General features: G+C 73.3%; 20 protein-coding genes. 11 read left to right on the top strand and 9 right to left on the bottom strand.

Going from position 1 to position 19,177, the window contains the following annotated elements; all coding sequences use genetic code 11:
- Nucleotides 1-29: 29 nt before the first annotated feature.
- Nucleotides 30-1,322, bottom strand: coding sequence for an MFS transporter (locus KO717_RS34200; protein WP_301373394.1), 1,293 nt, complete (start codon nucleotides 1,320-1,322; stop codon nucleotides 30-32).
- 133 nt (nucleotides 1,323-1,455) lie between these two features.
- Between KO717_RS34200 and KO717_RS34205 the strand changes: the two genes are divergently transcribed.
- The 3 genes from KO717_RS34205 (at nucleotide 1,456) to KO717_RS34215 (ending at nucleotide 5,565) form a co-directional block, all read left to right on the top strand.
- Nucleotides 1,456-2,556, top strand: a complete 1,101-nt coding sequence (locus tag KO717_RS34205; protein WP_301373396.1) for an AI-2E family transporter — start codon at nucleotides 1,456-1,458, stop codon at nucleotides 2,554-2,556.
- Nucleotides 2,557-2,626: 70 nt separating this feature from the next.
- Nucleotides 2,627-4,654 (top strand): prolyl oligopeptidase family serine peptidase, encoded by a 2,028-nt coding sequence (locus KO717_RS34210; RefSeq protein WP_301373398.1) that lies wholly within the window; start codon nucleotides 2,627-2,629, stop codon nucleotides 4,652-4,654.
- A 122-nt stretch (nucleotides 4,655-4,776) separates the two neighbouring features.
- Nucleotides 4,777-5,565, top strand: a complete 789-nt coding sequence (locus tag KO717_RS34215) for a class I SAM-dependent methyltransferase (protein WP_301373399.1) — start codon at nucleotides 4,777-4,779, stop codon at nucleotides 5,563-5,565.
- 18 nt (nucleotides 5,566-5,583) lie between these two features.
- Here the strand turns inward: KO717_RS34215 and KO717_RS34220 are convergent, their stop codons facing one another.
- A complete protein-coding gene (locus KO717_RS34220; protein ID WP_301373401.1) occupies nucleotides 5,584-6,099 on the bottom strand; it encodes a DUF4188 domain-containing protein in 516 nt (171 codons plus the stop codon).
- A 90-nt stretch (nucleotides 6,100-6,189) separates the two neighbouring features.
- Between KO717_RS34220 and KO717_RS34225 the strand changes: the two genes are divergently transcribed.
- On the top strand, nucleotides 6,190-6,870 hold the full coding sequence (locus tag KO717_RS34225; protein WP_301374934.1) for a MerR family transcriptional regulator: 681 nt from the start codon (nucleotides 6,190-6,192) through the stop codon (nucleotides 6,868-6,870).
- A gap of 72 nt (nucleotides 6,871-6,942) precedes the next feature.
- On the opposite strand, the gene KO717_RS34230 is transcribed toward KO717_RS34225, so the two are convergent.
- The 4 genes from KO717_RS34230 to KO717_RS34245 form a co-directional block, all read right to left on the bottom strand.
- Nucleotides 6,943-7,941 (bottom strand): NAD-dependent epimerase/dehydratase family protein, encoded by a 999-nt coding sequence (locus KO717_RS34230; protein WP_301373404.1) that lies wholly within the window; start codon nucleotides 7,939-7,941, stop codon nucleotides 6,943-6,945.
- Between the two features lie 221 nt (nucleotides 7,942-8,162).
- Complete coding sequence (locus tag KO717_RS34235) at nucleotides 8,163-8,954, bottom strand: hypothetical protein (protein WP_301373405.1); 792 nt, start codon at nucleotides 8,952-8,954, stop codon at nucleotides 8,163-8,165.
- Between the two features lie 14 nt (nucleotides 8,955-8,968).
- Nucleotides 8,969-9,517 (bottom strand): GNAT family N-acetyltransferase, encoded by a 549-nt coding sequence (locus KO717_RS34240; RefSeq protein ID WP_301373406.1) that lies wholly within the window; start codon nucleotides 9,515-9,517, stop codon nucleotides 8,969-8,971.
- Nucleotides 9,518-9,582: 65 nt separating this feature from the next.
- A complete protein-coding gene (locus tag KO717_RS34245; RefSeq protein ID WP_301373408.1) occupies nucleotides 9,583-10,092 on the bottom strand; it encodes a GNAT family N-acetyltransferase in 510 nt (169 codons plus the stop codon).
- Nucleotides 10,093-10,310: 218 nt separating this feature from the next.
- Between KO717_RS34245 and KO717_RS34250 the strand changes: the two genes are divergently transcribed.
- From KO717_RS34250 to KO717_RS34260, 3 genes are all read left to right on the top strand, one after another.
- Nucleotides 10,311-11,723, top strand: a complete 1,413-nt coding sequence (locus KO717_RS34250; protein WP_301373410.1) for a L,D-transpeptidase — start codon at nucleotides 10,311-10,313, stop codon at nucleotides 11,721-11,723.
- 63 nt (nucleotides 11,724-11,786) lie between these two features.
- Nucleotides 11,787-12,485: an HAD family hydrolase gene (locus tag KO717_RS34255; RefSeq protein ID WP_301373412.1), complete on the top strand. Its 699-nt coding sequence runs from the start codon at nucleotides 11,787-11,789 to the stop codon at nucleotides 12,483-12,485.
- A 180-nt stretch (nucleotides 12,486-12,665) separates the two neighbouring features.
- Nucleotides 12,666-13,463: a 3-hydroxybutyrate dehydrogenase gene (locus KO717_RS34260; protein WP_301373413.1), complete on the top strand. Its 798-nt coding sequence runs from the start codon at nucleotides 12,666-12,668 to the stop codon at nucleotides 13,461-13,463.
- Nucleotides 13,464-13,478: 15 nt separating this feature from the next.
- Here KO717_RS34260 and KO717_RS34265 read toward each other — a convergent pair whose 3' ends face one another.
- Nucleotides 13,479-13,736, bottom strand: coding sequence for a hypothetical protein (locus KO717_RS34265; RefSeq protein WP_301373415.1), 258 nt, complete (start codon nucleotides 13,734-13,736; stop codon nucleotides 13,479-13,481).
- Nucleotides 13,723-14,025 (bottom strand): DUF6400 family protein, encoded by a 303-nt coding sequence (locus KO717_RS34270; protein ID WP_301373417.1) that lies wholly within the window; start codon nucleotides 14,023-14,025, stop codon nucleotides 13,723-13,725. Before KO717_RS34270 ends, KO717_RS34265 begins: the two co-directional genes overlap by 14 nt.
- Nucleotides 14,026-14,377: 352 nt before the next feature.
- On the opposite strand from KO717_RS34270, the gene KO717_RS34275 reads away from it, so the two are divergent.
- The 3 genes from KO717_RS34275 (at nucleotide 14,378) to KO717_RS34285 (ending at nucleotide 17,540) form a co-directional block, all read left to right on the top strand.
- Nucleotides 14,378-15,688 (top strand): serine hydrolase domain-containing protein, encoded by a 1,311-nt coding sequence (locus tag KO717_RS34275; protein ID WP_437184669.1) that lies wholly within the window; start codon nucleotides 14,378-14,380, stop codon nucleotides 15,686-15,688.
- A 94-nt stretch (nucleotides 15,689-15,782) separates the two neighbouring features.
- On the top strand, nucleotides 15,783-16,835 hold the full coding sequence (locus KO717_RS34280) for an NAD-dependent epimerase/dehydratase family protein (RefSeq protein ID WP_301373420.1): 1,053 nt from the start codon (nucleotides 15,783-15,785) through the stop codon (nucleotides 16,833-16,835).
- A gap of 108 nt (nucleotides 16,836-16,943) precedes the next feature.
- Nucleotides 16,944-17,540 (top strand): hypothetical protein, encoded by a 597-nt coding sequence (locus tag KO717_RS34285; RefSeq protein WP_301373421.1) that lies wholly within the window; start codon nucleotides 16,944-16,946, stop codon nucleotides 17,538-17,540.
- Nucleotides 17,541-17,623: 83 nt separating this feature from the next.
- On the opposite strand, the gene KO717_RS34290 is transcribed toward KO717_RS34285, so the two are convergent.
- Nucleotides 17,624-18,088 (bottom strand): cupin domain-containing protein, encoded by a 465-nt coding sequence (locus KO717_RS34290; RefSeq protein ID WP_301373422.1) that lies wholly within the window; start codon nucleotides 18,086-18,088, stop codon nucleotides 17,624-17,626.
- A gap of 139 nt (nucleotides 18,089-18,227) precedes the next feature.
- Between KO717_RS34290 and KO717_RS34295 the strand changes: the two genes are divergently transcribed.
- Complete coding sequence (locus KO717_RS34295) at nucleotides 18,228-19,163, top strand: LysR family transcriptional regulator (protein WP_301373423.1); 936 nt, start codon at nucleotides 18,228-18,230, stop codon at nucleotides 19,161-19,163.
- Nucleotides 19,164-19,177: the final 14 nt, after the last annotated feature.

The following is a 19,177-nucleotide window of genomic DNA, read 5'->3' on the forward strand; positions in this document are numbered from 1 at the left end:
CGGACCCGGCCTCAGGACCGGACCCGGCCTCAGGCCGGCGCGCCCGCCTGCTCCGCCTCCCGGGCCGCCCGGCGGCGCAGCGCGTCCTCGTCGGTGTCGGCGTCGTAGGAGATCAGCTTCGGCAGCAGGGCGGCCAGCACCGCCACCGACGCCACACACGCCAGCCCGCCGCCCCAGAAGGCCGAACGGGTACCGGTCCAGCCGGCCATCGTGCCCGCCCGGACCTGCCCGAGCTGTGGCCCCACGCTGTACGAGAGCACCTCGATGCCCGCGAGCCGGCCCCGCAGCTCCTCCGGGATCGTCTGGTTCCAGATCGTCGCCCGGCCCAGCCCGCTCATCATGTCGCCCGCACCCGCCACCGCGAGGCACAGCAGCACGAGCCAGATGCCGGAGGATGCGCCGGCCCCCGCGATCGCCAGGCCCCACACCCCCGCACCGCACACCACCAGCAGCCCGTGCCGGCGTACCCGGGACATCCAGCCGCTGGTCATGCCGAGCACCAGCGAGCCCACCGCCCCGGCCGCGTACATCAGCCCCAGCGCCCAGACCGCGTCGAGCTCGTCCGCGAGGAAGGGGTAGATGGCGTTCGGGAAGGCGAAGAACATCGCCGCCAGGTCGACGGCGTACGTCCCCAGCAGTACGGGCCGGCTCCACGCGTAGCGCGCGCCCTCCACGATCCCGCGCAGCGACGGACGGTCGGCCCCCTCCACCGGGGGCGCCGGACTGAGCCGCAGGCACAGCAGCACAGAGACGAGGAACCCGAGCACGGTGACGGAGTAGGCCGCGGCGTGACCGGCGAAGGCGACGACCACACCGGCCAGCGCCGGACCGGCGATCGCCCCGAACTGGTAGCGCAACCCGTTGAGCGCGGCGGCGGCCGTCAGCTGCTCGTGCGGCACGATCCGCGCCATCAGCGAGTCCAGGGCCGGCCGCTGGAGCCCGCTCAGGGCCGACACCCCCGCCGCGACCACGTACAGCGGCCACAGCAGCGGATCCGGCAGCAGCGCGTTCACCAGGAGCACCAGGGCGAGCACCCCGAGCCCGGCCTCGGTCAGCAGGATCAGCCGCCGCCGGTCGACCGCGTCGGCGAGGGCGCCCCCGTACAGCCCGAAGACCACCAGCGGAACGAGCTCCACCGCACCCATCGCACCGACCGCCGTCGGCGAGTCCGTCAGGTGCTTGATCTGCAGCGGCAGCGCGATCATCGCCATGAACGAGCCGAAGTACGTCACCGTGCCCTGGTAGAACAGCAGCCTGAAGTCACGGCCGGAACGGAACGGGGCGAAATCGGGCAGTACGGCAGTCCAACGGGAAGTGCTCACGAGATGCCATCGTCCGTGGACCTCCCGACCGGAGCAACGGATTTTCCGCGCATCGGCCCCCGTACCGATCACGGACGGGCGAATCCGGAGCCCGGCGCGTGGCAGCCCGGGTCCGGTGTGGCACCCATGGGTCATGCCGCCGGTGTCAGCGTTCCTGCGTACGGCAGCGTCGTACGCCTGGCGCCTGCTGGTGGTCGGCGCCGCCGTCTACGCGCTCTTCTCCGTGCTCGGCCGCTTCCACGAGATCACCGTGGCACTCTTCCTCGGGCTCGTCGTCACCGCGCTGCTGTGGTGGCCCACCCGGCGCCTCGCGCGCGTCCTGCCCCGCTCGGTCGCGGTCGCCGTCACCCTCCTCGGCAGCGCGCTGCTCCTGCTGGGCGTGCTGGCCCTGGTCGGTACGGCGGTGGCCGGGGAGAGCACCACCTTGGCCCGGGAGTTCCGCGAGGGAGTCGCCAGCATCGAGGAGTACCTGGAGCGGCCGCCCTTCCGGCTGAACCCCAACGCGCTCTCCGACCTCCAGTCCCGCCTCGGCGCGTACCTGTCGAGCCACCGCGCCACGCTGCTCAGCCAGGCACTCAGCGGAGCCGGGCGCCTGGTGCAGGTCCTGACCGTGCTCGCCCTCGCGGCCTTCTCCTCCTTCTTCTTCCTGCACGGCGGCGACCGGCAGTGGTCCTGGTTCTGCGCGCAGCTGCCCCCGTCGGTACGCGCCCGCGTGGGCATCGCCGGCGGCGCCGCCTGGCGCACCTTCACCGGCTACACCCGCGGGATCGTCCTCGTCGCGGCGACGAACGCGGTCCTGGTCGGGCTGGCGCTGTACTTCCTCGGGGTCCCGCTGGCCGTGCCGCTGGCCCTGCTGGAGTTCTTCGCCGCGTTCATCCCGCTCGTCGGATCGCCGGTCGCGCTGGCCGTCGCCGCGGTGGTCGCGCTGGCCGCGAAGGGGCCGTTCGTCGCGGGCCTGGTGGTCGCGCTGATCGTGGTCATCGGCCAGATCGAGGGCCATCTGCTGCATCCGCTGGTGATGAGCCGGGCGGTGAGTCTGCACCCGCTGGTGGTGGCGATCTCGGTGGTCGCGGGAGCCATCGCCGCCGGGGTGGTCGGAGCGGTGGTCGCGGTCCCGCTGGTCTCGGTGACCTGGTCGGTGCACACGGCGCTGCGCGACGCCCGCCTCCCGGTATCCGGCGGTCCGGCGGCGGACGGTCCGGCATCCGGCGGTCCGCCGGCCGACGACGGCTGAGCGGGACCGGGCGATGCCCGAGAGGGGCATCACGGCGGACACCCGCCCTCGCTTCCTGCACAATCGCCTGATGAGCGATGTAGACCCCTACCTGTGGCTGGAAGACGTATCCGGCGACGCCGCCCTCGCCTGGGTGCGGGAGCGCAATGCCGAGACCGTCGAAGAGCTGACCGGTTCGCCAGGGTTCAAGGTCCTCGAACAGGAGATGCGCGAGGTACTGGACGACGACGGCCGGATCCCCTACACCGTCCGCCGGGGCGGCCACCTCTACAACTTCTGGCAGGACGCCGACCACGTACGCGGCCTCTGGCGGCGGACCACGCTGGAGGAGTACCGGACGGAGCGGCCGGCCTGGGAGGTGCTCCTGGACCTCGACGCGCTCGCCGGGGCCGAGGGTGAGAAATGGGCATGGGCGGGCAGCCGGGTCCTGGCCCCCGAACACCGGCACGCCCTCGTCATGCTGTCCCGGGACGGCGCGGACGCCTGCGTGGTGCGCGAGTTCGACCTGGAGACCCTGCAATTCGCAGAGGACGGGTTCACCGTCGCCGAGGCCAAGACCCGGATCGGGTGGATCGACCACGACCGGGTCTGGATCGGCACGGACTTCGGCGCCGGCTCGATGTCCGCGTCCGGCTACCCGCTCCAGGTACGCCGCTGGCGGCGCGGCACCCCCCTCGCGGACGCCGAGCTGGTCTACGAGGGCCGGCCGACGGACCTGTCCGCCTCCGGATGGCACGACGACACCCCCGGCTTCGAACGGGACTTCGTCCACCGGCAGATCGACTTCTGGAACCAGGAGCTCTTCCTGCTCCAGGACGACGCCGCCGGCCCGCCACTGAAGATCGACGTCCCGGACGACGCGGGCGCCTCCGTCCACCGCCGGTGGCTGACCGTCACCACCAAGTCGCCGTGGCTCGGCCATGGCGCGGGCAGCCTGCTCGCCTTCGACCTCGACGCCTTCCTGGCGGGCGGCCGCGAGGCCGAGGTGCTGTTCACCCCGGACGAGCGCACCGCGCTCGCCGGGTACAGCTGGACCCGCAACCACCTCATCCTCAGCACCCGCGCCGACGTCTCCTCCCGGATGGAGCTGCTCACCCCGGGCGAGGGCGGCTGGCACCGCGCGCCGCTGCCGGGCCTGCCGCCACTGTCCACGGCCTCGGTCACCGACACGGACCCGGACGTCGGCGACGAGTACTTCCACCAGGTCTCCGGCTTCCTCCAGCCCTCCACCCTCTACCGGGGCACCGCCGGCGACGCCGGCGGGAGCGAGACCCTCAAGCAGAGCCCGGCGCTCTTCGACACCGCCGGTCTCGCCGTACGCCAGTACTTCGCGACCTCCGCGGACGGTACGAGGGTGCCGTACTTCGTCGTCGGACCCGAGGACCGCCCGGGCCCCGGCCCGACCCTGCTCTACGGGTACGGCGGCTTCGAGATCTCCATGGTCCCGCACTACAGCGCGGTCACCGGCCGGGCCTGGCTCGCGCGCGGCGGCACGTACGTCGTCGCGGGCATCCGGGGCGGGCACGAGTACGGGCCCGCCTGGCACAAGGCGGCCCTCGGCGCGAACCGGGTCCGGGCCTACGAGGACTTCGCCGCGGTCGCCCGGGACCTCACCGCCCGGGACATCACCACCCCCGCCCAGCTGGGCATCGAGGGCGGCAGCAACGGCGGGCTGCTCATGGGCGCCATGCTGACCCGCGACCCGGAACTGTTCGGCGCGGTCGTCGCGCACGTGCCGCTGCTGGACATGCTGCGCTTCCACAAGCTGCTCGCCGGGGCAAGCTGGATCGCCGAGTACGGGGATCCCGACAGCCCGGCCGACCGGCCGCACCTGGAGCGGATCTCCCCGTACCACCGGATCCGGGCGGACGGGCCCGCGTACCCGCCGCTGCTCCTGCTGACCTCGACCCGCGACGACCGGGTACACCCCGGCCATGCCCGCAAGATGGCCGCGCGGCTGCGTGAGTACGGGCATCCCGTCCTCTTCCACGAACACCTCGGGGGCGGCCACGCGGGCGCCACCGACCACCGGCAGACGGCCTTCAACGAGGCCCTCGTCCACACCTTCCTGTGGGAGCGGCTGACCCCGCAGAAGTGATCGGATACCAGGTGACAGGTGAACGGCAGGCATCCGTACGGGGGATTTGAGGGGCCAGGCGCTGCCGAGGGCCGGGTTGTGCTCCACGATCGGCGGATGCAACCCCGGCCTGGGAGGACCCCATGAGTACCCCGTACGCGTCCGCCGCCCCGTACTACGCCCGCTACCGGCCGCCGTACCCGGCGGAGCTCTACGCGCTCCTCGCGGACCGGTTCGCGCTCGACGGCTCCCAGACCGTACTGGACCTCGGCGCCGGACCGGGCACGCTCGGCCTGCCGCTGGCTCGGCTGGCCGAGCACGTCTACGCCGTCGACCCGGAGCCGGCCATGCTGGCCGAAGGGTGCGGCCTCGCCGAGGAGCAGGGCAGCAGGAACATCTCCTGGCTGCGCGGCGACGCCGCCGGCATCGGAAGGCTGTGCCTTCCCCGGATCGACCTGTGCGTCATCGGCGGGGCGTTCCACCGGATGGACCGGGTGCGGGTGCCGGCCGACCTGGACGCCGTGCTCGCACCGCGTGGCGGGATCGCCGTCGTCACCTCCATGGCGTCGGCCTGGCCGTCCGTCGTCGACGAGGTGCGCACGCGCTTCCTCGGACCCGGCGACGGGGCGGCGGGCGGCACGGCGCACGGCACGGCGGGCATGGAGGAACTGCGGGACGTGGAGGACCATCTCGCGAAGTCGGCGTTCTCCCGTGTCGGGACCACCACGTGGGAGCGGTCCGCGCACTGCACGGTGGACCAGGTGATCGGCCTGCAGTTCTCCCGTGCCTGCTCCAGTCCGGCCCTGTTCGGCGACCGGAAGGACGCCTTCGAGTCCGAGCTGCGCCACGCCCTGATGGAGCGCCACCCCGACGGCGCCTGCACCCGGACCGTCACCGTCGCGGCCACCATCGCGACCAGGCCCCGGCGGTGAGCTGACCGCGGGCCCCGCTCACCGATCCGGCCGGGCCGCGGGCGAGCGGTGCGCGAACCGGTCGGCCGCGCGCCGGCCGCGGCTCTCCAGGGGCAGCACCCCGGTGGCCGCGGCCAGCCCGAAGGGCGGCATGTCGAAGTAGATCGACTCGTACGAGCCCTCGGGCACGATGTAGGACTCGTGCCAGAGCCCGACGTGGCGGCGCAACTGCCCCGCCCGATCCTTGCGGTTGACGATCGACCAGGCCTTGTGGTGGAGCATGTCCGGCGCCGCGGCGTACGCGTAGAGCTTCTCCTTGGACTCCCAGTACTGGACCACGTAGTACGTGCGGGGCGAGGCGGTGAGCAGGACGTGGCCGAGCAGACCCCGGGCGGGATCCTTGGCGAGCTCCCGCAGCATGCGCGGCATGGCCGTGATCACAGGGACCCAATGGTGCACGGCCCAGAAGTGGTTGATGCGCATTCCGATGAGCAGGACGACGACGTCCCCCTCGGCTGCTGCGGTGGTACGGCCCGGTAAGGGTTTCGCGAACATGCCGGCCTCCCGATCGCCTTGTTGGATAGCACTGCTGTCCAACCGTCACATGATTGGATAGTGACACTCGCCAAGGGAAGGTTCAAGAGATTGCGGCTCGCGGAACTGAGTGAGCGGAGCGGCGTGTCGATCGCCACGATCAAGTACTACCTGCGCGAAGGGCTGTTGCCGCCGGGCCGCCGCGTCAGCGCGACGACCGCCGACTACGACGAGGGCCATCTGCGCAGACTGCGGCTGGTGCGCGCGATGATCCAGGTCGGCCGGGTGCCGGTGGCCAGGGTCCGGATGGTGCTCGGGCACGTCGACGACGAGTCCCTGGGCCGGACGATGCGCCTGGGCGCGGCCCTGTGGGCCCTGCCCCACGAGCCCGAACCGGCCGGCGGCAAAGGCGGCGGCGACGGCGACGGCGGTGTCGGTGAGGACGAGGCCACGGTCGCCGCGCGCGCCGAGGTCGACCAGCTGCTGCGGACGCTCGGCTGGTCCACCGCACGGGAGTTGGGGGAACTCTCCCCGGTCCACCGTTCGCTCGTGGCGGCGGTGGCCACCCTGACGCGGCTCGGCTATCCCTGGGACGCCGAGCTCATGGCCCCGTACGCGCAGCTGATGCACCAAGTGGCCGTGCGGGACCTGGACTTCGTGGAGACCTTCCCCTCGGAGGCGGAGAAGGCCGAGACCGCCGTGGCGGCGACCATCCTGTTCCAGCCGGTGCTGAAGGCACTGCACCGGCTGGCCCAGGAGGAGGAGTCGGCCCGGCGGTACGGCCTGGAGTGAGCCGCCGCCGGACGGCGGGTCAGGAGGCCGGGGTCGCGGAGGCCCGGCAGTTCCCCGTGGCCCCGCGCGGCGTCATTCCGGCGCTGCGGCGAGGGCGGTGAGCAGCTCCCGCTCGCGGGCGGTGCTCAGACCGGCCCGGCGGGGTCGTTCCAGGCCCTCGGCGCGCTCCCACCGCAGGAGGTCCTCCAGCATCTCCGCGCGCGGGCGGTCGCGCAGCCCGGCGGCGTGCGCCGCGGCTCCGCTGCGGGCGCAGAAGCCGGCCCACTTCGGATCCGGCATCCACATGGCCATCGACTCCGGGCCCATGAACGGCCCGACGCCCTGGTCGAAGAGCCACTGCGGGTCCGCCTCGGCCACCGGCCCGGTGTACCCGGCCACGCGTGCCGACAGGTCGATCCAGTCGCCGAAGGGGACGACGGGACCGACGGCGTCGAAGGTCCCGGTGGTCCCCTCCTGGGCCAGGTCCAGCAGCCAGCCCGCCAGATCGCGCACGTCGACCGCCTGGGTCGGCACCTCGGGGGACCGGGGGAGGAGCACGGGCTGGTCCACGTCACGGGCGAAGCGCGCCGCCCAGTACCCCGACCGTCCGCTCGCGTCACCCGGGCCGCCGATCAGGCCGGCCCGGGCGATGACGAGCCGGTCTCCCACCGCGGCGCGCGAAGCCTCTTCGCAGGCGACCTTGGCCTCCCCGTACTCCTCCCGCTCCACGTGGTCGGCCTCGGCGGGCGGCAGCAGTGCGGCCGACTCGTCGGCCCCGACCGTGCCGTGGTCGGCGTAGGCGCTGATGGAGGAGACGTAGGTCCAGTGCCGGACCCGCCCCGCGAGGGCCGCGAGCGCGTCGCGGACGAAGGCCGGCTGCCAGGACACCTCGATCACGGCGTCCCAGTCACGGTCGAGGAGTTCCGCGTAGGCGGACTCCTGGCTCCGGTCCGCCGCCACGAGCCGCGCACCGGGCGCGACGGCGCCGCTCTCGCCGCGCGCCAGGCAGGTCACGGCGTGCCCCCGCGCCAGCGCCTGCCGCGTGATCTCACGTCCCAGCCATGCGGTCCCGCCCAGTACAAGAAGATCCATCAGACCACCTCAGCACATCGCGAGCACCGCCGCGACGCCGGTTCGCGCTCGGCGAAGGCGCGCGGGTGCGTACGCGCACGGATCCGGCCATGCCCGTCGCCGGCCACCCGGTCGCCGCGGCGGCAGATCAGGGACTGCCCGTCGATCACCGAAATGGCCTCGGGTCGGCGTGTGGTGCGGTGACCGTGTGGTGCGGTGACCGCACGATCGAACGCGTTCGCTCACCGGCAGGTGTCAGGGGACCCGGGCAGGTCGATGAAGTACCCGTCGGCGGAGTTCCCGCGCATGGCGCGCGCCAGCTCGGCGACGTGCTGTGCCTGGGCCGCGGACAGGCGCCGCGCCTCCCACAGCAGAGCTGCGGCGTCCACCGCCTCCGGGGCCGGAGGCGGTGGCACCTCACCCAGGTCGACCCCCGTCAGCACGGCGAGTTCGCGGGCGTCGATCCCCAGCAGGGCTGCGAAGTCCGTCACCAGGCGGGGCGTCAGCTCCATGCCGCCGGAGCCGATCACCCCGTATGTGGCCGCCGACAGGTACGTGGGCGTCACCACCGCCAGGAGCTTCGCCATGCCCAGCCGGTCCAGGTTGCGGTACTGGAGCATGCGGACGACCCGACCGCCCGGACCGGCATCGGGTGCGAGTCGCTTCGGGGCGAAGACGGAAGGCCGTTCCTCCTGCGGCAGTGAGCGGGCGAGCTGGAGGAGTTCGCGCCGTTCCGAAGCGGGGAGGTGCGCCGCGTCCATCGCGATGTACGGCGCCGACCGCCCGGCCGCGGCGTCCAACGGCGCCAAGTCGTCCGGGACCGCCAGCCCCGCCAGGACGAACAGATCGACCGCGGGGAGGCCCAGGACCGGCGCGATCCGCCGGAGCAGCTCCTCACCGGGGGCCGCCCCCGCGAGCACCGCTCGGATCTCGTGCGTGGTCGATCCCGCGCGATCGGCCGGCTCCTGCACACGGAGGTCCCTGTGGTCCAGCAGCCGCGTCAGCATCACACCGGAACCGGGGTGCTCCGTCATGCCCGCAGCCTCGTTCACGCGGGGTTCGGCCACTCTTCCCGAAGCATCCCGAAGAGCACGCTGTCGTAGCGCTTCCCTTCCATCAGCACCGCAGACCGGCGGCGGCCTTCCTCGCGGAAGCCCAGACGGGTGAAGGCACGCACGGCGCGCTCGTTGCCGCTCCAGGTGTCCAGTTCCAGGCGGCTCAGGCCGTACGCGCCGAACAGGTGGCCGACGAGCAGCCGCAGCGCGTCACTGCCGTGGCCACAGCCCCAGAACTCCCGTTCGCCGATGGTGATACCCAGCGTGGCCACTCCGGCGTACGGGTCCAGGTCCCGGAAGTCGGCCATGCCTATCACCCTTCCGGATGCCAGGTCCTCGACCGTGAACACGGCCGACTCCCTCGGGCTCAGGCGCAGCATCGTCTCGAAGCCGAGCCCGACGGCCTCCGCCGTGACCGGGCCGAAGCACGGATCACCGGCCGCGGCCCAGCGCACCACCTCCGGGTCGTTGCGCCACCGGAGATGGTGCTCGGCGTCTTCGGAGCGCAGCGCACGCAGCCGTACCGACTTTCCTTCGAACATCCCGTATCCCTCATCGAATTGCCGATCGTTCAAGCCTGGCTTCCCCGCACCGGTCCGAGGCGCCGTCACAGGTCCCGCCGCATGCACACGCGGGGCCACCGGTCCAGGCCGTGCGCCGCCTCGCGCTCACGGATCTCCCGCAGTCCGGGAGTGAGCCCCGCGTCCGCCAGCGGCCGGAAGCCGCAGCGCGCGTAGTACGGGGCGTTCCACGGGACCTCGGTGAAGGTGGTGAGGGTCAGGGCGGGCGCGCCCTCGCGCCTGGCGAACTCCGCCAGATGCTCCAGCAGGCCCCGGCCGAGCCCGCGGCGTGAGCGGTCCGGATGGACGGACACCTGCTCGACGTGCAGATTGCCCTCGACGCGCTCGGCGATCAGGTAGGCGCCCGGGGTGTCGGCCCCGTCGTCGACCGACACCCAGGCCAGCCCGGCCCGTTGGTAGGGGGCGAGCTCGCCGAGCGTCAGCGGCTCGTCGTCGGCGATCTCCGGCATGCCGATGTCCCGGAAGCAGCGCCCGGCGGCCCTCTCGATGTCCTGGAGGAGGGTCAGCTCGTCGAACCGTGCTGTGCGGATGGCCATGGCCGCATTGTCGCGGGCGGCCCGCACGAGGGCATCCGATTATCGGACCTCCGTCCGTGCGCCGCTCGCCAGGACCGGGTTCTGTGCTCCGTCCGAGTTCTCTTGGGTGCCCGTTCGGCCGCAGCACCGAGGGAATGATCATCATTTCGGCGCCGCATCGCTTTGATACGGCTATGCCACGAATGCGACGGAGACAACCGACCAAGGCGTGGGGCGCCGTGGCTGCGGTGACGGGGGCCATGCTGGTCGTCGCCGCAGCGCCGGGCCGGGCGCCCTATGCGGATACTGCGCAGGGGACCCTCGCGGGCCCGCCGCGAGAGGCCGCGGTCACCCTGCTGGTCGGGAGGGTGCTGGAGGAGGGCGGTGAAGCCGGCGACGGGCCGTGCGCGGTGCGCATGTTCCGCCCCGGGCTGTGCAGCGGCTGGCAGGAGCAACGGGTACGGGCCACCGCGCGCGGGGTGGGATCCGTCGTGAAGGAGCCCGCCCTCGGCGGCGCGGCGCAGAACGCCCGGACCGAGCTGCTCCCCACGGATTCCGGCGGGCCGCTCCAGATCGCCCTCGCGGAACCGGGCCGCCTCACGGACGTGACCGTACGCGACGGGCATGGCCGCCATCTCGCCGGCGAGCTCGCCCCGCACAGCGAGCGCTGGCTGAACAGCGAGCCGCTGCGGGCGGGCGAGACCTACACCGTGCAGGTCGGCGCCCTGGACGCGGACGGGACCGCGGTCGGGGTGACCATGGCGTTCCGGACCGCGCCGCCCTCGGACGGGGGCAGGCTGACGGTCGAGTTCGGGCCGGGCCCCGGCACGTACGGAGCGGGGGAGATCGTGACGGCGAGCCTCAGCCGCCCGGTGCCCGCCGACGACCTCCCGGCCCGCGCCCGGCTGGAGCGGGCACTGCAGGTGACCTCGGAGCCGCATGTCGAGGGCGCGTGGCACTGGGTCGACGAGTCGACCCTGCACTTCCGGCCGCGTACCTACTGGCCCGCCCACACCGTCGTCCGCGTCCGCAGCGGTCTCGACGGGATCGAGGTCGGGGACCACGACTACGGCGGCCCCTCCGACGCGGTGCAGTTCACCATCGCGGACCGGATCGAGGCCGTCACCGACTCCGCCACCCACCGGATGACCGTACGCCGCAACGGGCGGGTCATCAGGACGATCCCGGTCACCACCGGCAAGGCGGGCTTCAGGACCCGCAGCGGCATCAAGGTCGTGCTGCGCAAGGAGCCCAAGGTGCGGATGCGCGGTGACACGGTCGGCATCCAGCGCGGCACCAGCGAGTTCTACGACCTGCCCGTCTCCTACGCGACCCGGGTGACCTGGAGCGGCGAGTACATCCACGCGGCGCCCTGGTCGGTCGCGTCGCAGGGCGAGGAGAATGTGAGCCACGGCTGCACGGGCATGAGCACCGAGGACGCCGCCTGGTTCTTCGAGACCGTCCGCGAGGGAGACATCGTGGAGGTGGTCAACAGCGGCGGGGCGAAGATGGCCCCCTTCGACAACGGCTTCGGCGACTGGAACGTGGACTGGCGGACCTGGCTGGCAGGCAGTGCCCTGGCCGCCATCGACGGGAGTCCGCAGGGTTCGCCGGCCGCCCCCGTCGCGTCCAGGCTGCACCCGACCACCTGAGCCCGATCCCTGGAGGCGGCTCGGATCGGGCCGGCTCGGGCCGGGCCGGACTACGATCACCACATGATCAAGGGAGTGATGTTCGACTTCTCCGGCACACTGCTGCGCGTCGAGTCGACCGAGGAGTGGCTCGCCGCCGCCCTCGCGGAGACCGGCGTCCCGCTCGCCGAGCAGGAGTTCGGCGAGACGGCGCGGCGGCTGACCGAGTACGGCGCACTGCCCGGCGGACCGTCGCCCCAGCACATGCCGGCGCACCTCGAAACCCTGTGGGACCAGCGGGACCTCAGCACCGAGCAGCACCGGGCCGCCTACGGCGGCCTGACCCGCGCTGCCGGGATCACCGACCCGGAGCTGGCGCAGGCGCTCTACGACCGCCACATGAACCCCGCCGCCTGGCGCCCCTACCCGGACACCGGGCCCACCCTGCGCGCACTGCGCCGCCGGGGGCTCCCGGTGGCCGTGGTCAGCAACATCGGATGGGACCTGCGGCCGGTCTTCCGCACGCACGGGCTCGACGAGCTGGTCGACGCCTACGTGCTCTCCTTCGAGCTGGGCGCCCAGAAGCCCGATCCGGTGATCTTCCGGACCGCCTGCGACAGGCTGGGCCTGGCCCCCGCCGAGGTCCTGATGGTCGGCGACAGCCGCGAGGCGGACGGCGGCGCGCGGGCGCTCGGCTGCCCGGTGCACTTCGTCGACCACCTCCCGGTCGACCGGCGGCCCGGCGCACTGGCCCCGCTCCTGGACCTGCTCGGGCCCGCCTAGGGGGTCGGGCCCGTGCGGGCTTCCGGGGGCCTGCGCGAGCCTCCGCGGGCCTCCACGAGGCTCCGCGGGCCTGTGCGGCCGGCCCGGGGCGGTCCTGGCGGCGGCCGACACACCTCGCGGCCCGACTGTGGCGGCCGCGCACATGGGAGCGGCCCACAGGTGTCCCGGATGATTCCGGGCATGACAAGCGGATACCCTCCCGTGCCCCACGGACCGGCTGCCGCCGCCGCGGGCATCGACCTGGCGGGCCGTACCGCCCTGGTGACCGGCGCCGGCGGCGGTATCGGGCGGGCCTGTGCCGCGGCGCTCGCCGCGGCCGGGGCCCACGTACACGTGGTGGACAAGGACGCCGCCACCGCGAAGGCCGTCGCCGAGACGATCGGCGGGCAGGCGCACGTGGTCGACCTTTCCAGGGACGAGACCGTCGGGGAGCTGCCGGCCGGCATCGACATCCTGGTCAACAACGCCGGGCTGCAGCACGTCGCCCCGCTCACCGAGTTCCCGCCGGACCGCTTCGCCCTCATGCAGCGCGTGATGGTGCATGCGCCGTTCCTGCTGATCCGCCGGACCATGCCCCATATGCGCGCACGCGGCTGGGGCCGCATCGTCAACATCTCCAGTGCGCACGGGCTGCGCGCCAGCGCGTTCAAGGCCGGTTACGTGACCGCGAAGCACGCACTCGAAGGGCTGAGCAAGGTCGCGGCCGTCGAAGGGGCTCCGCACGGCGTCACCAGCAACTGCGTGAACCCCGCCTACGTCCGCACACCACTGGTCGAGCGGCAGATCGAGGCCCAGGCCGCCGTTCACGGCATCGACGCAGCCGAGGTGGTGTCCGAGGTGCTGCTGAGCCGCTCCGCGGTCAAGCGGCTGATCGAACCGGAGGAGGTCGCCGCAGCCGTCCTGTGGCTCTGCGGCCCGCACACCGGCTACGTCACCGGTGCCTCGATCCCCCTGGACGGCGGCTGGACCGCCACCTGACCCCCGGCTCGGCGGTCAGAAGTCGGGTCGGGCGCCCGTGCCGCGGTCCCACAGGGAGCGGGTGGCTCCGAAGCCGCTCTCGTGCACCCAGACGTGGGTGCACCCGGGGCACTGGAGGTGGAGCATGCTGCCGGTGTTGGTGAGCAGGTAGCGCCAGTGCGTGGAACAGGTGCGCCGCTGCTCGCAGGGTTCGCAGCCGCGCGCGTCCGCACACTTCGGGCAGGCCACCCAGGCGCGGCGCCCGGGGTCGGCCTGCGGGTCAAGCGGCAGCACGGCCGTCTCCGCGCGGGGGCAGCACACCGGCCGCCACCAGGTCGTCGTAGAGGCGCTGCTGCTCCGGGTCGAGCCCGGAATAGAGCAGGTCGTACGCGGCCTCCTCGCCGAGGAGCACCTCCAGCGGATCCCAGTCCGGGCCGAGGGCAGCCATGACCTGGGCGCGCCGGAGCACCTCCTGCGAGGTGAGGTCGACGGCGAAATCGACCAGCTCGGACGCGTCGGAGGCACCAGGGGTACCGGGGGTACCGGAGGCGTCGGAGGGAGGGGTGGGGTCGTGGGGGGCCATACATCGAAGTTAGGTAGCCCTTCCTTCTCCGGTCAAGGGAGGGTGGGCGGAGTCACAGTCCGCAGGTCAGGGGGTGTGCGGGCCGGTGGGTGCCGCACCGGACGGCGCACGGGGCCCGGGAGCGTGACGTGACAAATGTAATGGCCTGTCAAGGTGCTTCTCAGTCCGGAGGTTGATGCCCGGTTCGTCCGGGCGGAGGAGGTAGCGGCGCGGGCCGGGAACGAACAATTGAAGGGACCGAGATCGCCGGGCCCCACCGGGCCACCGACGAGGAGCCGCCGTGCCCCACACCCGTCCTGCCGACCGACCCGCACCGCGACTGCGCCGCGCCGCCTCGGCCACCGCCGTCGCCATGGCCCTGCTGGCGGGCCTCGCGCCGGCCGCGAGCGCCGCCGTCCAGGATGTGCCGAGCGCCTACGGCAGGGACGCCGGCCGGCGCCTCGACCGGACGCAGCTGCAGGCGGGGCTGAACGCGATCCAGGAGGCGGGCGTGTACGGCGTCCACTCCGGGGTCCGCGACGGCCGCGAGCGCTTCGACGGCGCCGCCGGCCTCGCCGACGTCGACACCGGGCGCAAGGTCCGGCCCGACCTCCGGCACCGCGTCGGCAGCGTCACCAAGACGTTCACCGCCGTGGCCGTCCTCCAGCAGTCCGCGAAGGGCCGGGTGGACCTGGACCGGCCGGTCGGGGACTACGTGCCCGAGCTGCTGCCCGGCGAGCGCGGCCGCAAGGTGACCGTACGCATGCTCCTGAACCACACCAGCGGCATCCATGACTACATAGGCGATGCCTTCCCCTCCCTCCTGAAGGGGACCACGGAGAGCCTCGACGAGCACCGGTACCGCACGATCAAGCCCGCCGAGCTGATCGGCTACGGGGTGGCCAGGCCGCAGCGGTTCGAACCCGGCACCGACTGGTCCTACTCCAACACCAACTACGTGCTGCTCGGCGAGGTGCTCCGCAAGGTGACCGGCCAGGACCCGGAGCAGGTGATCACACGGGACGTGATCCGGCGCGCGGGGCTGCGCGACACCTACTTCCCCGGGACCGACCCCCGCATCCGCGGCGCGCACGCCCGTATGTACGAGAGCTTCTACGGGCTCATCGACCCCCCGCGCGACTACAGCGACTACAACATGACCTGGGCCGGCACCGCCGGGGCCCTCGTCTCCACCCCGCAGGACCTCAACACCTTCTACCGCGCTCTGCTGGGCGGCGACCTCCTGCCGCGCCGCCAGCTGGACCAGATGCGCACCACCTTCGACGTCAAGGACAAGAAGACGGGCGCCGTGCTCATGCACTACGGCCTCGGCATCTACTCCGTCGACACGCCGTGCGGTCCGGCCTGGGGCCACGACGGGGGAGTCTGGGGCGCCGGGACCTGGGCCCTGTCCAGCCCGGACGGCAGCCGTCAGTTCGCCGTCGGGTACAACCTGATGAAGTACCAGCGTCTCAACGCGGCCGGCACCGACTTCGACCCGCATCCGGCGGACGCCGCGCTGCGGGACTACCGCGACCGGGCCCTGTGCGGCACCACCGCGCCGCGCACCCCGGACCCGGCCCCGTCCTCCCAGACCCCGTCGGCCGAGGCTCCGGCCGACGCGCGCGTACTGCCCCCGGTCATGCCGGCGCTCCCCGCACCGCTGTCGGGTCCCGTGCGCTGACCGGCCATGTACGCCGCCGTCCGGGTCCTTACGGAACCGTGACGTGCGGCCCGGTACGCGCCGCGCCGGGCCGTGCGCGGCATAGCGTCGGGGCATGCGCGTACTTGTGACTGGAGGCGCGGGCTTCATCGGCTCGCACATCGTCGCCGAGCTGATCGGCCGCGGCCATGAGCCGGTGGTCTTCGACCTGGCCGGGGACGGGAGGGACGTGCGGGACCCGGATGCCGTCGCGCAGGCGCTGGCAGGCATGGACGCGGTCTGTCACCAGGCCGCCAGGGTGGGGCTCGGGAAGGACTTCGGGGATGCGCCGGGCTACGTGTCGGCCAACGACCTGGGCACCGCGGTGCTGCTGGCCGAGATGGCGCGGGCGCGGGTACCGCGGCTGCTGCTCGCCGGGTCGATGGTCGTCTACGGCGAGGGACGCTACGAGTGCCCCGCCCACGGCACGGTCCGGCCCGGCCCGCGCGCCGAGAGCGATCTGCGGGCCGGGCGGTTCGAGCCGCGCTGCCCGGTCTGCGGCGCCGACCTGGCGCCGGGGCTGGTGACGGAGGACGCCCCGACGGACCCCCGGAACGTCTACGCCACGACCAAGCTCGCCCAGGAACACCTCGCGTCCTCCTGGGCCCGGGCCACGGGAGGACGCGTCGTCTCGCTGCGCTACCACAACGTGTACGGGCCGGGGATGCCCCGCGACACCCCGTACGCGGGGGTGGCGGCGCTGTTCACGTCCTCGCTCGCGCGGGGCGAGGCGCCGCGCGTCTTCGAGGACGGCGGACAGCGCCGGGACTTCGTCCACGTGCGGGACGTGGCAGCGGCCAACGCGGTGGCGCTGGATGCTCTGGCCCGGGTGGGCACGGACGCGGACGCGGGCATGGGGGCCGGGGCCGGAACCGTGGGCTTCAGTGCGTACAACGTCGGCAGTGGCGACCCGCGGACCGTCGGCGACATGGCCGCGGCGCTGGCAGCCGCGTGCGGTGGCCCGGCCCCGGTCGTCACGGGCGAGTACCGGCTCGGCGACGTCCGGCACATCACGGCCGACTCGGCGCGCCTGCGCCACGAGCTGGGCTGGCGCCCGGCCGTCCCCTTCGCCGCGGGCATGGCCGAACTGGCCACGGGCCAGGCCGTTTCCCTTGCGACGGGACCGTGACACAGGCGTGGCAGACCTTGATCATCCGAGGGGATAGAGTCGCCCTGCCTGTCGGCGCCGGGGGCGCCGCCGGGCACTGTAGCCAGCGAACCTCGGGGGATCCACATCATGCTGACCAACCGTCTGCTCCGCACTGCCGTGCCACTTGCGCTGACCGCCCTGGCGCTCACCGCATGCGGGCCCGAGGACGACGCCGGCCCCGCCGCCACGCAGAAGGGGACGTTCGCCGAGCCGCTCGCCCTGAAGTCGCCGGCGGACGTGTCCGAGACCCATTTCCCGGACCAGGCCAAGACCCAGCTGAGCGTCACCCCTGTCTCGGTCGTCAAGGGGGACAAGGCCGCGGTGGAAAAGCTCGGCGTCGGGCTGCTGGAGGGCAAGACGCCCTACTACGTGACCACCACCTACACGCACAAGGGCGGTGCGCCGGACACGGGCAGCTTCAACTTCAAGCTGCTGCTGCACGGCACCGACCAGCAGCGCGCGTACTTCTTCGCCCCCGCCTGGGGAGCCAAGTTCGAGCCCTGCCAGGAGGTTTCCGAGTCCGAGCTGCCCCTGGCCGCCGGCAAGTCCGTCACCACCTGCGAGATCTACCTGGTTCCGGAGAACGTGCAGCCCGCGTTCGTCGGCTTCCAGGGTGACCGCGACAACCGCTCCCCGAGCCACGAGACCGGCACCGCGGCCGAGGTCGTCTGGAAGGTGGGCTGACGCTCCGGTGCCGCTCCCGGCCACGACCGTCACGACCGTCACGAGGGTCGGGACGGCCGGGACCGGCACCGCCCCGCCCGGCCTCAGGCCCCGGGGAAGTGGACGTCGTAGCGGTCCTGATGGGGCAGCAGTTCCTCGAACCCCGCCAGGCCGTGCTGGATGCGCCCCAGCGTCCGGAAGTAGCCGAAGCGCTCCACCCCGGGGGTCAGCACGACGAGGAGTTCGGCGCCCCCGCCCGGCGCCGGGCCGAACGCATGCGTCAGCCCGGGCGGTACGAGGACCAGCCCGCCCTCCGCCACCCGCACGGACTCGGTGCCGAGCAGGAAGTCCGCGGCCCCGCCGAGCACGTAGAAGAGCTCGGTGGACCGGGTGTGGAAGTGCCGCGGTGCTCCGGCCGAACCCGCGCCCAGGCGGAGCCTGTTCACCCCGGCCGCGCCACCGTCGGCCAGCAGCCGGAAGGCTCCCGAGCGGGGCAGCGGCACCTCCTCGGCGTCCGCCGCCCGCACCACGAGCGCCGTGCCCGCGCTCTGTCCCCGGCTCTGTCCCATCCGCTGTCCCTCCGCCGCTTCCGCTTCCGTCCGTCGTGCCGACCGCTCCATTCGAGCAGGTCGACAGCCGCCGAACCAGCGCCGTTCCGCACGTACAGTCATCTCCGATCGTGATGGGTCGGGGCGGGGAGGGCCGCGGATGGAACTGCGTCAGCTGCGCTATTTCGTGGCGGTCACCGAGGAAGGGGGCTTCGGCCGGGCCGCCGAGCGACTCCACACCGTCCAGTCCGCGGTGAGCCGCCAGATCGGCCTGCTGGAGCGGGAACTGGGCCTGGTTCTCTTCACCCGCACCACCCGCCGGGTGGGCCTCACCGGCGCCGGGGAGCGGCTGCTCCCGGAGGCGCGGGCGGTGCTCGCCGCGGCCGCCCGCACCCGGGAGGTGGCCGCCGAGGTCGCGGCGGGCGCGAGCGGTGTGCTCAGGCTGGGCACGGTGCAAGGGCCGGGGGACCGGGTCCACCGACTGCTGGAGGAGCTCGCGGCCCGCGCGCCCGGGCTCCAGGTACGGCCGGTGCGGCTGCCGGTGACCGAACGGCTCGCGGCGGTGCGTTCCGGGGAGCTGGACGCGGCACTGGTCCGGGCCCTCCCCGAGGCCCCCGGCCTGGAACTGCTGCCGCTGTGGCGGGACCGGCTGTACGCGGCGCTTCCGGGCGGGCATCCGCTGGCCCGGGCCGCGGAGCTGGGCCCCGAGCAGCTGGCACACCTTCCGCTGCGGCTGGCCGCTCGGGAGGCCAACCCGCCCTTCCACGACCTGGTCTCCCCGCTGGCCGGAGCGCCGGCCGGGCCGCCCTTCACCGACCTGCTCGCCACGCTCACCTCGATCGGCGAGAGCCCTCTGGACCCGTCCTGGACGGTGTTCTACGAGGTGGGGCCGCTGCCGAAGCTCCCGCGCACCGCGATCCGGCCGCTGACCCGGCCGGTCCTGATCACCTACCTGGCGGTGCTGCCGGGGCCTCCCGGACCGGTGCTGCGCCAGTTGCTGGCGGCGACGGCCGCCCGCGCGCCGGAGGCCGGGGCCCGCACGGCCGATGCGGTGGACCTTGCACGCCCCCGGCCGACACGCCGTCCACAGGGCTAGCACATCGGTGCGGA

The organism is Streptomyces xanthophaeus (assembly GCF_030440515.1).
GTDB classification, from domain to species: Bacteria; Actinomycetota; Actinomycetes; order Streptomycetales; family Streptomycetaceae; genus Streptomyces; species Streptomyces kutzneri.

What these genes read in the sequence shown, in the direction of transcription:
- KO717_RS34290 (WP_301373422.1), bottom strand. Translation starts at nt 18,088, where the DNA reads ATGGGACAGAGCCGGGGACAGAGCGCGGGCACGGCGCTCGTGGTGCGG.
- KO717_RS34215 (WP_301373399.1), top strand. Translation starts at nt 4,777, where the DNA reads ATGAGTACCCCGTACGCGTCCGCCGCCCCGTACTACGCCCGCTACCGG.
- KO717_RS34255 (WP_301373412.1), top strand. Translation starts at nt 11,787, where the DNA reads ATGATCAAGGGAGTGATGTTCGACTTCTCCGGCACACTGCTGCGCGTC.
- KO717_RS34275 (WP_437184669.1), top strand. Translation starts at nt 14,378, where the DNA reads ATGGCCCTGCTGGCGGGCCTCGCGCCGGCCGCGAGCGCCGCCGTCCAG.
- KO717_RS34260 (WP_301373413.1), top strand. Translation starts at nt 12,666, where the DNA reads ATGACAAGCGGATACCCTCCCGTGCCCCACGGACCGGCTGCCGCCGCC.
- KO717_RS34270 (WP_301373417.1), bottom strand. Translation starts at nt 14,025, where the DNA reads ATGGCCCCCCACGACCCCACCCCTCCCTCCGACGCCTCCGGTACCCCC.
- KO717_RS34210 (WP_301373398.1), top strand. Translation starts at nt 2,627, where the DNA reads ATGAGCGATGTAGACCCCTACCTGTGGCTGGAAGACGTATCCGGCGAC.
- KO717_RS34220 (WP_301373401.1), bottom strand. Translation starts at nt 6,099, where the DNA reads ATGTTCGCGAAACCCTTACCGGGCCGTACCACCGCAGCAGCCGAGGGG.
- KO717_RS34245 (WP_301373408.1), bottom strand. Translation starts at nt 10,092, where the DNA reads ATGGCCATCCGCACAGCACGGTTCGACGAGCTGACCCTCCTCCAGGAC.
- KO717_RS34230 (WP_301373404.1), bottom strand. Translation starts at nt 7,941, where the DNA reads ATGGATCTTCTTGTACTGGGCGGGACCGCATGGCTGGGACGTGAGATC.
- KO717_RS34285 (WP_301373421.1), top strand. Translation starts at nt 16,944, where the DNA reads ATGCTGACCAACCGTCTGCTCCGCACTGCCGTGCCACTTGCGCTGACC.
- KO717_RS34280 (WP_301373420.1), top strand. Translation starts at nt 15,783, where the DNA reads ATGCGCGTACTTGTGACTGGAGGCGCGGGCTTCATCGGCTCGCACATC.
- KO717_RS34295 (WP_301373423.1), top strand. Translation starts at nt 18,228, where the DNA reads ATGGAACTGCGTCAGCTGCGCTATTTCGTGGCGGTCACCGAGGAAGGG.
- KO717_RS34240 (WP_301373406.1), bottom strand. Translation starts at nt 9,517, where the DNA reads ATGTTCGAAGGAAAGTCGGTACGGCTGCGTGCGCTGCGCTCCGAAGAC.
- KO717_RS34205 (WP_301373396.1), top strand. Translation starts at nt 1,456, where the DNA reads ATGCCGCCGGTGTCAGCGTTCCTGCGTACGGCAGCGTCGTACGCCTGG.
- KO717_RS34235 (WP_301373405.1), bottom strand. Translation starts at nt 8,954, where the DNA reads ATGACGGAGCACCCCGGTTCCGGTGTGATGCTGACGCGGCTGCTGGAC.